Annotated in this window: 9 protein-coding genes and 1 tRNA gene; 2 read left to right on the top strand and 8 right to left on the bottom strand. The window is 65.4% G+C overall.

Going from position 1 to position 12,824, the window contains the following annotated elements; genetic code table 11:
- Positions 1-24: 24 nt before the first annotated feature.
- On the bottom strand, positions 25-837 hold the full coding sequence (locus AC25M7_RS17755) for a helix-turn-helix domain-containing protein (RefSeq protein WP_028690260.1): 813 nt from the start codon (positions 835-837) through the stop codon (positions 25-27).
- Positions 838-1,018: 181 nt separating this feature from the next.
- Between AC25M7_RS17755 and AC25M7_RS17750 the strand changes: the two genes are divergently transcribed.
- Positions 1,019-2,461, top strand: coding sequence for an alanine/glycine:cation symporter family protein (locus tag AC25M7_RS17750; RefSeq protein ID WP_028690259.1), 1,443 nt, complete (start codon positions 1,019-1,021; stop codon positions 2,459-2,461).
- A 75-nt stretch (positions 2,462-2,536) separates the two neighbouring features.
- On the top strand, positions 2,537-3,526 hold the full coding sequence (locus AC25M7_RS17745; RefSeq protein ID WP_028690258.1) for an asparaginase: 990 nt from the start codon (positions 2,537-2,539) through the stop codon (positions 3,524-3,526).
- Between the two features lie 95 nt (positions 3,527-3,621).
- On the opposite strand, the gene AC25M7_RS17740 is transcribed toward AC25M7_RS17745, so the two are convergent.
- The 7 genes from AC25M7_RS17740 to fdnG form a co-directional block, all read right to left on the bottom strand.
- A tRNA-Sec gene (locus AC25M7_RS17740) sits at positions 3,622-3,717 on the bottom strand.
- An 18-nt stretch (positions 3,718-3,735) separates the two neighbouring features.
- Entirely contained in the window at positions 3,736-5,646 is a 1,911-nt protein-coding gene (gene selB, locus AC25M7_RS17735; protein ID WP_069016312.1) for a selenocysteine-specific translation elongation factor, read from the bottom strand.
- Positions 5,643-7,070, bottom strand: a complete 1,428-nt coding sequence (gene selA / locus AC25M7_RS17730) for an L-seryl-tRNA(Sec) selenium transferase (RefSeq protein WP_486971320.1) — start codon at positions 7,068-7,070, stop codon at positions 5,643-5,645. Before selA ends, selB begins: the two co-directional genes overlap by 4 nt.
- 133 nt (positions 7,071-7,203) lie before the next feature.
- Complete coding sequence (fdhE, locus tag AC25M7_RS17725; protein ID WP_486971319.1) at positions 7,204-8,124, bottom strand: formate dehydrogenase accessory protein FdhE; 921 nt, start codon at positions 8,122-8,124, stop codon at positions 7,204-7,206.
- A gap of 4 nt (positions 8,125-8,128) precedes the next feature.
- Positions 8,129-8,785, bottom strand: a complete 657-nt coding sequence (locus AC25M7_RS17720; protein ID WP_028690254.1) for a formate dehydrogenase subunit gamma — start codon at positions 8,783-8,785, stop codon at positions 8,129-8,131.
- Positions 8,782-9,732 (bottom strand): formate dehydrogenase subunit beta, encoded by a 951-nt coding sequence (gene fdxH, locus AC25M7_RS17715; RefSeq protein WP_028690253.1) that lies wholly within the window; start codon positions 9,730-9,732, stop codon positions 8,782-8,784. Before fdxH ends, AC25M7_RS17720 begins: the two co-directional genes overlap by 4 nt.
- Positions 9,732-12,800, bottom strand: a complete 3,069-nt coding sequence (gene fdnG / locus AC25M7_RS17710; protein ID WP_139121029.1) for a formate dehydrogenase-N subunit alpha — start codon at positions 12,798-12,800, stop codon at positions 9,732-9,734. The genes fdxH and fdnG overlap by 1 nt, the downstream gene beginning before the upstream one ends.
- Positions 12,801-12,824 lie beyond the last annotated feature (24 nt).

Below are 12,824 nucleotides of genomic sequence, written 5' to 3'. Positions count from 1 at the left end.
TCCCAATGCGCGGCCAATGATGGCTCACTCGATCTCGAACAACCCGTTGCTGACCATCCCCGCGCTCAGCCGATCACGTATGTCGTCATCGATGCGCGGATCGTCCGGGCGGTACAGCTTGATCTGCCGGTAGGCGTTGATGCGGTTGATCTCCTCGCCCAGGTATTCCCACACCACCCGGGTGCACGCCGGATTGCGCCGGTCACCGCTGGAAACCCCGGTCTTGAGGCCGTTCAGGCGGCTGATGCGGCTCTTGAAGCTGGGGATGAGAATCGTCTGGCTCATCTCGTTGAAGGTCAGCGACTCGTAGTCGATCAGGAACATCCGGTCCTGCAGCTGGAACGCCGCGCCGAGGTAGCGGCAACGCACCTCGGCGTGCTGGTCGAGGCCGCTGCTGCGCTCCTGGCGTTCCTGGCGCTCGAACAAAAAGCTGCCGCGCTCCTCCCACAGATGCACCAGCGACACCAGGATCGAGCCTGGCACCGACATGCAGTTGGAATATTCGAAGTAGTAGCCGCAATAGCGCGACAGGTTGCCGGCTTCTTTATGCAGCGGCCTGAACAGTTCGCTGATCGGGTCGTCCTGAGGACCGACACGCTGTTCCTGGGTGCGTGCGCCGATCAAGCGGGCGAACTGTTCGGCCGGCAGACCCAGCTCGTAATCCTCGACCCCGAAGAAATCGCCGATGCGTTTGAGGTTGTAAGCCGTCGGACGGCTCTGACCGCTCAGGTACTTGTTGAACTGCGCGCGATTGATCGACAGCTGCCGGCAAACCTCGGAGATAGAGCGGTAGTGGCTACAGGCCAATTTGAGGTTGATAGCGAAATGATCGCCCATGATGCGCAGGTCCGGATGATGCGAGTGACGCCATTCTAGCATCAAGTCGCACCAAAACGGAGCAACCCGCGAAATTGTAACCACAGTTGTCATAGCCAACCATGCGCCCCCAATGAAAAGCGGTGCGCCTGCCGCCCGCTGATCTTTCCACGCGAAGAATAAGAATCGAGGTCATTTTCCAATGCTCGAAGCACTCAACGATTTCCTCTCGGGGAAACTGCTCATCGTGCTGATCGTCGGACTCGGCGGTTACTTCACCATCCGCTCGCGGTTCGTCCAGTTCCGCCATTTCGGCCACATGTTCGGTGTCTTCAAGGAATCCCTTCGCGGCCAGGCAGGCCAACTGAGCTCGTTCCAGGCCTTGATGCTGAGCCTGGCCGGTCGCGTCGGCGCCGGTAACATCGCCGGTGTCGGTATCGCCGTGACCCTCGGTGGCCCGGGCGCCGTGTTCTGGATGTGGGTCACCGCGCTGGTGGGCATGTCCAGCAGCTTCTTCGAATGCACCCTGGCCCAGGTCTACAAGCGCGCCGATGGCGATGGCCTGTACCGCGGCGGCCCGGCGTACTACATCCAGCACGGCCTGAAGCTGAAAAGCATGGCGATCGTGTTCTCGATCCTGCTGCTGGTCACCTACGGCTTCGCCTTCATCGGCCTGCAGTCGTACACCGTGACCCACTCGCTGCAGAACGCCTTTGCCTTCGATCCGAAACACACCGGTATCGTCTTGGCAGCCCTGCTGGCCCTGACCTTCATCGGCGGTATCAAGCGCATCGCCGCAGTGTCCGACCTGCTGGTACCGGTCAAGACCCTGGCCTACATCGGCGTGACCCTGTACGTGATCGGCACCCAGATCGAACACGTCCCGGCCATGCTGGAAACCATCTTCAAGAGCGCCTTCGGCCTCGACCCTGCGTTCGCTGGCCTGCTCGGCAGCGCCATCGTCATGGGCGTGAAGCGTGGCGTGTTCGCCAACGAAGCAGGCCTGGGCAGCGCGCCGAACGTCGCCGCCGTGGCCGCCGTGAAGCACCCGGGCGCCCAAGGCGTAGTCCAGGCCTTCAGCGTGTTCCTCGACACCTTCGTGATCTGCACCTGCACCGCGCTGCTGATCCTGCTGTCGGGCTTCTACACCCCGGGCTTCGAAGGTGACGGCATCGTCCTGACCCAGAACTCGCTGGCCGCCGTGGTCGGTGACTGGGGCCGCATCTTCGTCAGCGTTGCGCTGTCGCTGTTCGTCTTCACCTGCATTCTCTACAACTACTACCTGGGCGAAAACAGCCTGCAGTTCCTCAGCCGCAACCGCTCCGTGCTGATGACTTTCCGCGGCCTGGTACTGGCGCTGGTGGTGTGGGGTTCGACGCAGGACCTGTCGACCGTGTTCGCCTTCGCCGACATCACCATGACCTGCCTGGCATTTGTCAACCTGATCGCCCTGGCCATGCTGTTCAAAGTCGGCCTGCGCGTCATGCGCGACTACGACGCTCAGCGCAAGGCTGGTATCAAGCAGCCAGTGTTCGACTCCAGCAAGTTCACCGACCTGGACCTGGACCGTGCCGCCTGGCCGGCCAATCCGCAGGCTGAAACAGCCACTGACAAAGCCGCCGTTCAGGCGCACGCTCAGCGCTGATATTCTCCCCTGCCCCAGCCGCCCCGTCCGTGGGCGGCTGCCTCTTCCTTCGCTACATCGCTACGGAAAATTCCCATGCGTGCAGTCAAGAATCTTCTCGTCCTTTACACCGGTGGCACAATCGGCATGCTGCAGACTGCCGAAGGCCTCGCGCCGGCCGGTGGCTTCGAAGCGCGCATGCGTGACCACTTCGCCAACTGCGGCGACGCGCCAAAGGTGCACTGGTCGCTGCGTGAGCTGAACCCACTGATCGACAGCGCCAACATGCAACAGGCCAACTGGCTGGCGATGCGCGATGCCATCGTCGAGGCGGTCGAGCGTGATGGCCACGACGGCGTGCTGGTGCTGCATGGCACCGATACCCTGGCCTACAGCGCCGCGGCCCTGTCGTTCCTGTTGCTGGGCCTGCCAGCACCAGTGCTGTTGACCGGTTCCATGCTACCGGCCGGCGCGCCGGACAGCGATGCCTGGGCCAACCTCGTCGGCGCCCTGAACCTGTTCGAAAACGGCCTGGAAGACGGCGTGCAGCTGTACTTCCACGGTCAGCTGCTGCACGGCTGCCGCGCCTCGAAGTTGCGCAGCGAGGCGTTCGACGCCTTCACCGTGCTGCCCCGCCATCGCGAGGGCGAACACACTTCTGAGCTGCCGACCCGCCTGGACTACCGTCAGCCACGCCAGCCGGTCAAGCTGGCGGTCATGCCGGTGTTCCCTGGCCTTGCCGCCGAACATCTGCGTGGCCTGTTCGACAGTGGCATCCAGGGGCTGGTGCTGGAGTGCTACGGCAGTGGCACCGGCCCGTCCGACGACCAGGCACTGCTCGACGTGCTGCACGACGCCCGCCAGGGTGGGGTGATGATCGTTGCCATCAGCCAGTGTCCGGAAGGTTCGGTGGTATTCGACACCTATGCCGCCGGCAGCCGTCTGCGTGACACCGGTCTGGTCAGTGGCGGTGGCATGACCCGCGAGGCGGCGCTGGGCAAGCTGTTTGCGCTGTTGGGCGCAGGGTTGGACGTGCAGGCGGCGGAACATTGGTTCGCGCTGGACCTGTGCGGCGAGCGCGCCTGACTCGCAGATCGTCCGTTCGCCATCGCGGGGCAAGCCCGCTCCCACAAATCCGTGGGAGCGGGCTTGCCCCGCGATCGTTTCAGCCTCTGGAAAAGTGGCGGAAGGCAGCGGGAGTCGAACCTGCCCGGGAACGGCTGCCGTCCCCAACCGGGTTTGAAGCCCGGCCGCGCCACCGGGCGCGATTGCCTTCCTTGAAATCAGGGCCCGCGTTACGGTTGGGCCAGGGCGCTGTCGACGCGGATATGACGCAGGTCGCCAACTCGTCGGGTCAAGCCAACGCGGTCGAAATACTCGAGAATCTGCACAGTGCGCTTGCGACCGATGGCCAAACCATCGCGAAACGCCGCGACCTGCACTATCGGCGATGTCTCGGCCTGACGCAACAGCAGCTCTGTCATGCGCTTGAACGTCGTCTCCGGGTAAAACAGGTCACGCACCACCTGGTGCACCAGGCCCAACCGGGCAAGCTTGCGCAACAGCAGGCGCACGTCAGCCTCGTCGCAGCCCTCCTCGCCGGCCAGGGTCCGCACCCAGGGCGGATCGAACTCGCCCGCCAACAGGCGGGGCAACAGACGCGCCCACAACGCGGTATCCGCCTCGCTCAGCTGGACCCGGTGATCCGGCAGGTGCAGCCACGGGCCACTGCTGCTGATCGCGCCTTCGCCCAGCAACTCATCCAACAGGCTGACAAACGCAGGCCGCTCCAACGGCAATGCGGTAAAGCGGCGCAGTCGGTCACGGTCCGGGCCAAGCTGATCAGGCTCCTGTTCATGGAACTGCGCCAGGCGCTCCAGCACTTGTCGCTTGAGCGCCTGCCACTGTAGGCAATCGAACAGCAACTGACCTTGACGCGTGGCAATCACCAGCACCGCATCCGGCAACTGCCAGGTCTCACGCAGGCGATTGAACTGACGCTCCAGACGCCGGGGCTCGAGCCCGCCCGGGGCTGCCTCCAGCAAGGCCGGCAACGCCCGCTCGAGGCCGTCGGCATTGCGCAACACCTGCAACTGGCGCAAGCGCGCCTCGCTGCGCCGCTGCCGGCTCGGGGCGAATGGATCGAGCACACGGCCACCACCCAGCGTGCGCTGGGCGCGCTGGTCGCGCAGAACCAGACGATCCCCATGCACTGCCTGCAACGGTGCATTGAGCAGCAGTTGGGCGAACATGCGCTGGCCAGCCTCGAGCCGTTCCCCTTCGAGCAACGCGACCCGGGCAGTGACATCCTGGGTCCCCAGGTGCACGTGCACCGCGCTGAAGTGCTCGAACACGCGTGTTTCTCCGGCCAGCAAGGTGAGGTCGATATCCACTCGCACGCTGGGTGCATGCAACCACTCAGGTAGCAGCCAGTCGCCGCGATGTACCTGTTCGGCCGAGAGCTTTTCCGCGCTGATATTCAATGCCACCCGCTGCCCTGCCTCGGCGACCAATGCCGCCTGGTTTTGCGCGTGCAGCCCACGCACCCGCACAGGTTTGCCTACCTTGCCCAACAGCAAGGTGTCGCCGACGCTGACCCGCCCGGCCAGCGCCGTGCCGGTGACCACCACCCCTGCCCCGGAAACCGCGAAGGCCCGGTCCACGGCCAGGCGGAAACCGCCGCGCACGCTGCGCTGGCGAACATGCGCCTCGGCCGCCAGCAAGGCCTCGCGCAGGGCGTCGATTCCCGCGCCGGACAGGCTCGAAACCGGAAATTGCCTGGCCCCGGCATAGGGCCCAGGCGCGAGCAGTTCGGTGACCTGGGCCTGGACTTCGATCAACCGCGCCGGCTCGACCCGGTCGCATTTGCTGATGACCACCAGCGCCTGGGGAATACCCAGCAGTTCGATGATCGACAGGTGCTCACGAGTCTGCGGCATCACCCCGTCGTCGGCGGCCACCACCAGCAGCACCAGGTCGATGCCATGGGCGCCGGCAAGCATGTTGTGGATAAAACGCTCGTGGCCAGGCACATCGATAAAGCCTGTCAGCGGCGCGCCTTCGGCCAACGGGGCATAGCGGTAGCCAAGATCGATGGTCATGCCCCGGGCACGCTCCTCCTGGCGTGTGTCGCCGGCTTGGCCGGTCAGGGCCTGGAGCAGCGCGGTCTTGCCGTGGTCGATGTGGCCGGCGGTACCGACGATCACTGCACCGGCCCCAACTGCAACGCCGGCAGTTGCGCCAGCCACTGGGCCTCATCGTCCAACTGGCGCAGGTCGAGCCACAGGGCATCGTCATCGATGCGGCCGAGCACCGCCACCGGCAGGTCGCGCAGCGCCCGCTCCAACACATGCAGGCTGCGCCCGCGCAGTTTCTTCGACACCTGCGGGCGCAGGCACAAGGCCGCGCTGGGCAGGCGCGCCACGGGCTGGCTGCCGCTGCCGATCATGCCCAGGGCCGGTTCGACGCTAACCGTCCATTGCGTCCCCAGCCGTGCGGCCAGTTCAGGCGCCAGGCGCTCGGCCTGGGCGGCGATCTCGGCCTGGGGCCGGGTGAGCAGGCGCAGGCTCGGCAGGCGCTCGACCAGGCGGTCCGGGTTGCGATACAGCGCCAGCACGGCTTCGAGTGCCGCAAGGGTGATCTTGTCGACCCGCAGGGCACGCTTGAGCGGATTCTTCTTGATCTTCGCGATTAGCGCCTTGCGCCCGACGATGATCCCCGCCTGCGGCCCGCCGAGCAGTTTGTCGCCACTGAACGTGACGATGTCGGCGCCATCGGCCAGCGCCTGGCGCACGGTCGGCTCGGCCGGCAAGCCCCAACGGGTCAGGTCGAGCAGGCTGCCGCTGCCCAGGTCTTCAAGCAGCGGCAACTCATGAGCATGAGCGATGCGCGCCAGTTCCGCGGTAGGCACCTGGGTAGTGAAACCCTGGATGCTGTAGTTGCTGCAATGCACGCGCATCAGCAGGCCCGTGCGCGGGTTGATCGCGGCTTCATAGTCGCGGGCGTGAGTGCGGTTGGTGGTGCCGATCTCGTGCAGCTTCACCCCCGCGCGAGCCATGATGTCGGGGATACGGAAGGCACCGCCGATCTCGATCAGTTCGCCCCGGGAGATGATCCCTTCCTTGCGCGCGCCCAGGCTGTTGAGCGCCAGCAGCACGGCGGCGGCGTTGTTGTTGACCACGGTGACGGCCTCGGCGCCGGTCAGCTCGCGGATCAGGCTTTCGATCAGGTCGTCGCGGTCGCCGCGCTTGCCGGTGTTGAGGTCGAACTCCAGGTTCAGCGGATAGCGGGCGGCGGTCTGCATGGCCTCGACCGCTTCCTCGGGCAGCAAGGCCCGGCCCAGGTTGGTGTGCAGCACCGTGCCGGTGAGGTTGAACACCCGGCGTACCTGGCTGCGCTGCTGGATGGCCAGGCGTTCGCCGGCTCGGCCCAGGAGCACTTCGGCGGTCAGTTCGGTGGCACTCAGTTGGCCGAGGCGAGCAGGCTCGCGCAGGTCGTCGAGCAACTGGCGCAGGGTGGCCAGCGTGGCGTCACGACCATGACGGTCGATCAGCGGGGCGCAGGCCGGATGGCGCAGCAAGGTGTCGATGGAAGGCAGGCGTGGGGTGTCGCTGGCGAGGGTTGAAGACATCAGTACTACCTTAAACAAATCCGTTGTCTGTTCCGGCCTCTTCGCGGGCAAGCCCGCCCCCACAGGTACTGTACGCTTCCTGTGAGAGCGGGCTTGCCCGCAAATCAGGCGACTCGGTCTTGCAGTGTAGACACTACCCCGGCGCCAACAGCAGGTTCGGCGCCAGCCGATGGAAACCCTCCTCGTCCAGGCGCATGTCCAGCGCCAGGCTCGCCAGGTCGTCGGCCAGCGGCTCGGCCGCGGCGTCGTTCTCCAGGTAGCACTGCTTGAGGTAGCTCTGGCACCCCGGGCAGCACTCGGCGCGCAGCGGCGCCTTGCCCGGCGCGTGGCGGTCATCCTTGAGGTTGCTGTAGCGCAGGTCCTTGCTCGACTCGCAGTACACGCACTTGACCCGCACCACATGCCATTCGCAGGCACACAGCGAGCAGGCCAGGTAGCGCAGGCCATTATGCTTGCCACGGTTACGCACTACCCCGGCCATGGCCGGCGATCCACAGGCTGGGCACTGGGCCAGGCTGCCCGCAGGCTTGAGCTCAGGCGCAGGCAAGGCCAGCAGCCAGCTGGACCACGCCGCCTGCAACGCGGCGCCAATGAAGGGCACCAGCGCCGCCGGCACTGCATCGTACTGGCCACCGAGCAGGGCGATAGCCCAGCCCTTGCGCTGGGCATCGTCGCTGCCACGCAACGCATCCAGCGCCTCGGCCAGTGGCCCGTCGGATGCGGTCTCGAAGCGCTCGAGCAACGCCTGCAACCAGACCAACCAAGGCCCTTCACGCACCAGGCTGTCGGCCGCCAGGGGCGGCAAACCATGACTTATACACAGGCGCTGGCGCTCTTCGGCCACCGGTAATCCCGCAGGCGGGTTATCCACAAGCTGCTGCTGAATCCGGCACAGCCGGGCCATCAACCGCAGGTAATCACCCAGGGCGTTACCCTCGGCCAGTTGCTCAAGCCGTGTGGCGCGCACCTCGAAGAGGTGGGCGGCGGGCAGGTGCAGAAACGGCGGCATCACTGCCGACGCTTCGATCTGTCCAGGTTCGAGAATCGTGCTCAAACGGTCATCCTTCTTTTCCACCGTGGTTGTGTGGCGACTTGTCGCCGGTCACTTCCCGGTACCACAGTTCATGGTGCTTGCGCGCCCAGGCGCGGCTCACCCAGCCATGCAGCATGGCGCCGATCGAACCCTTGATCCAGATCCCGGCATAGATGTGCACGATGATGCTGAGGATCAGCACGAACGCCGCCAGGGCATGCAACAGCGTGGACAGGCGAATGACCTCGATGCCGAACCAATGGCTGAAGTACGCGCGCCAGATCACCACGCCGCTGACCAGCAGCACCAGCATGCAGGCCAGCAAGGTCCAGAACAGCAGCTTCTGCCCGGCGTTGTACTTGCCGACCGGCGGCACGCCCTCTTCCTTGTTGAGCATCACCCGGTCGATGCGGCGCAGCCACAGGCGGTCGTTGGCGGTGATGAAGTTGGCGCGCCAGAAGCGCAGCACCAGCCCGAGGAAGAACACGAACATGCCCACGCCGATGAACGGGTGAAGGATCCGCGTCCACGGCCCGCCGCCAAACAGGTGGCTGAGCCAGAACAGTGCCGGATGGAACAGCGCCAGCCCCGAAAGGCCGGCCAGCACGAACAGGATCGCCACGACCCAGTGGTTGCTCCGTTCGTTGGCGTTGTAGCGCAGGATAGGCTTGTTGTCATTCATGGCCGCTGCTCCCCCTGCCCGCCCGGGCGGTTCGGATCATAGACATGCACCGCCGGGTCGACCTCGTGGACCGTGTTATCCACAGGCGCCGGGTGTTCGTCCTCCTCGACCCGCTGCGGCCCCACGCGTACATAGTGGAAGAACCCGGCCAGCACCGCCGCGCCCATGGCCAGCAGCGCCAGGGGCTTGCTGAAGCCCTTCCACAGCCCCACCAACGGGCTGATCACCGGTTGGTCCGGCAGGCCGGCGTAGATCCTCGGCGTGTCGGCGTGGTGCAGCACGTACATCACATGGGTGCCGCCGACGCCATCCGGATCGTACAGCCCGGCGTTCTCGTACCCCCGCGACTTCAGGTCGACGATGCGCTCGTCGGCATGCACCTTCATCTCCTCCTTGCTGCCGAAGACGATCGCCCCGGTCGGGCAGGTCTTCACGCAGGCCGGCTCCAGGCCCACGCTCACGCGGTCGGAACACAGGGTGCACTTGTACGCCTTGTGATCCTTCTGCGAGATGCGCGGGATGTTGAACGGGCAGCCGGTGATGCAATAGCCGCAACCGATGCAGTGGTCCTGGTTGAAGTCGACGATACCGTTGGCATGCTTGATGATCGCCCCCGGGCTCGGGCAAGCCTTCAGGCAACCGGGCTCGGCACAGTGCATGCAGCCGTCCTTGCGGATCAGCCACTCCAGGTTGCCGTCGTCGCGCTCGTGCTCGGTGAAGCGCATCAGGGTCCAGGTCTCGGCGCTGAGGTCCTGGGGGTTGTCGTAGGTGCCGTGGTTGTGGCCGACCTCGTCACGCAGTTCGTTCCACTCCGAGCACGCCACCTGGCAGGCCTTGCAGCCGATACACTTGGTGGTGTCGATCAGCTTGGCGACTTCCTGCTGCTGGCGTACCGAGGGCGGTACGGTGGTGGTGGCCGAGCGGGCGATGATGTCTTGGCTGGCCATCAGAGTTTCTCCACTTTGACGAGGAACGACTTGGACTCCGGCGTCTGCGTGTTGCCATCACCGAGGAACGGCACCAGGGTGTTGGTCAGGAAGCCGTGCCGCGTGCTACCGGTGAACCCCCAGTGCAACGGGATGCCGATCTGGTGCACGGTCTGGTTGTTGACCTGCAACGGACGGATCCGCTTGGTCACCACCGCCACCGCGTCGATATAGCCGCGCTTGCTCGACACCCGCACCCGGTCGCCGGCCTTGATGCCCTTCTCGTTCGCCAGCACCTCGCCGATCTCGACGAACTGCTCGGGCTGGGCAATGGCGTTGAGCCGGCAATGCTTGCTCCAGAAGTGGAAGTGCTCGGTCAGCCGGTAGGTGGTCGCCGCATGGGGGAACTCGTCGTGGGTGCCGAGGGTGTCCCACACCGAATCGAAGATCCGTCCGGCCGGGTTGCTGGTGGCCTTCTTGTTCTGCGGATGCAGCGGGTTGATACCGATCGGCGTCTCGAACGGCTCGTAGTGCTCAGGGAACGGCCCCTCGGCCATCTTGTCGATGGCGAAGAACCGCGCCACGCCCTCGGGGTTCATGATGAACGGATTCATCCCCGCTTCCGGCGGCGAGTCGACCTTGAAGTCCGGCACGTCGGTGCCGGTCCAGGCCTTGCCGTTCCACCACACCAGGCGTTTCTTCTCCGGATCCCACGGCTTACCCTGCGGGTCGCTGGAGGCACGGTTGTAGAGGATCCGCCGGTTGGCCGGCCAGGCCCAGGCCCAGTTCTGCACCTGGTGCATGCCGTACGGGTCGCTGTTGTCGCGCCGGGCCATCTGGTTGCCCTGCTCGGTCCAGCAACCGGCGAAGATCCAGCAGCCCGACGCGGTGCTGCCGTCGTCCTTCATCTGGGCGAAGCCGGCCAGTTGCTGACCGGCCTTGAGCGTGGCGCCGGTGGCGTCGGTGAGGTCGCTGACCGCCCAGCCGTTCATCTCCTTGGCCAGCTCTTCGGGCGAAGGCTCTTCCGGGACCTTGTACGGCCAGCTGAGGTTGAGCATCGGGTCGGGATAGGTGCCGCCTTCGGCCTGGTAACGCTTGCGCAGGCGCAGGAACAGCTCGCTCATGATGTGCACGTCGGTGCGGGTCTCGCCCGGACCGTCGGCGCCCTTCCAGTGCCACTGCAGCCAGCGGCTGCTGTTGACCAGCGAGCCGTCTTCCTCGGCGAAGCAAGTGGTGGGCAGGCGGATCACCTCGGTCTGGATGTTGGCGGTGTCGACGTCGTTGAACGCGCCGGCGTTGCGCCAGAACTCGGAGGTCTCGGTGGCCAGCGGGTCCATGACCACCAGCCACTTGAGCTTGGCCAGGGCCGCGGTGACGCGGTTCTTGTCCGGCAGCGCGGCGATGGGGTTGAAGCCCTGGCACATGTAGCCGTTGACCTTGCCCTGGCCCATCATCTCGAACATGCGCAACACGTCGTAGGCCGGCACGTCGAGCTTGGGCAGCCAGTCGTAGCCCCAGTTGTTGGCGGCGGTGGCGTTGGCGCCGTACCAGGCCTTCATCAGGCTGACGTGGAACTTGCCGTAGTTCTGCCAGTACGACAGCTGCCCCGGCCGCAGCGGCTTGGAGGCGCGCTTGTCGATGTAGGCGGCGTAGTCCTGCTCGGCGTCGCCGGCCAGGGTGAGGTAGCCCGGCAGCGAGTTCGACAGCAGCCCCAGGTCGGTCAGGCCCTGGATGTTGGAGTGCCCACGCAAGGCGTTGACCCCGCCCCCCGGCATGCCGACGTTGCCCAGCAGCAACTGCACCATGGCCGCGCTGCGGATGATCTGCGCGCCGATGGAGTGCTGGGTCCAGCCCAAGGCATAGAGGATCGTCATGGTCTTGCCCGGTGTCGAGCAGGTGGCGATCTCTTCCCAGATCTTCATCATCTGGTCCTGGGGCATGCCGCAAGTCATGCTCGCCAGTTCCGGCGTGTAGCGGCTGTAGTGCTGCTTCATCAGCTGGTAGACGCAACGCGGGTGCTGCAGCGTCGGGTCGACCTTCGCATAGCCGTCCTCGCCCAGCTCGTAGCCCCACCCGGACTTGTCGGCGTACACGCGCTTGGCCGCGTCATAGCCGCTGAACAGCCCGTCCTCGAAGCCATAGTTCTCTTTGACGATAAACGACACGTCGGTGTAGTTGCGCACGTACTCGTGCTGGATCTTGTCGTTGCTCAGCAGGTAATTGATCAGCCCGCCCATGAAGGCGATGTCGCTGCCGGTACGGATCGGCGCGTAGTAATCAGCCACCGAGGCGGTACGGGTAAATCGCGGGTCGACCACGATCAGCCGCGCCTTGTTGTGCGCCTTGGCTTCGGTCACCCACTTGAAGCCGCACGGGTGCGCTTCAGCGGCGTTGCCGCCCATCACCAGGACCAGGTTTGCGTTGGCGATGTCAGACCAGTGATTGGTCATCGCGCCACGGCCATACGTCGGGGCAAGACTTGCCACCGTCGGGCCGTGTCAGACACGCGCCTGGTTATCGAACCCCAGCATGCCCAGCGAACGGATCACCTTGTGCGTCAGGTAGCCCGCTTCGCTGGAAGCGGCGGACGCGGCGAGAAAGCCGGTGGTGAGCCAGCGGTTGACCGTCTGGCCCTGGGCGTTCTTCTCGATGAAGTTGGCGTCGCGGTCCTGTTTCATCAGCTCGGCGACGCGGTCGAGGGCTTCGTCCCAGTCGATGCGGGTCCACTCGTTGCTGCCCGGCTTGCGCACCTCGGGGTACTTGAGGCGGCTGGGGCTGTGGATAAAGTCCAGCAGGCCGGCGCCTTTCGGGCACAGGGTGCCGCGGTTGACCGGATGGTCCGCGTCGCCCTCGATGTGGATGATATTCTGTTTGACGTTCTTGCCCGCGTCACCCTGGCTGTACATGATCAGGCCGCAGCCGACCGAGCAATAAGGGCAGGTGTTACGGGTTTCTTTGGTATGCGCCAGCTTGAAGTGGCGCACCTGCTCGGCGAACGCGGGTGTCGGGGCCATGCCCAACGCCGCAAGGCTCGAGCCTCCAAGGCCGACGGCGGCGACCTTGAAGAATTGCCGACGGTTGAGATCCATCGTGCACTCCTGATCAGGTTGTCG

Source organism: Pseudomonas sp. P106(2024) (assembly GCF_057480815.1).
This window is presented reverse-complemented; position numbering and strand designations above follow the sequence as displayed.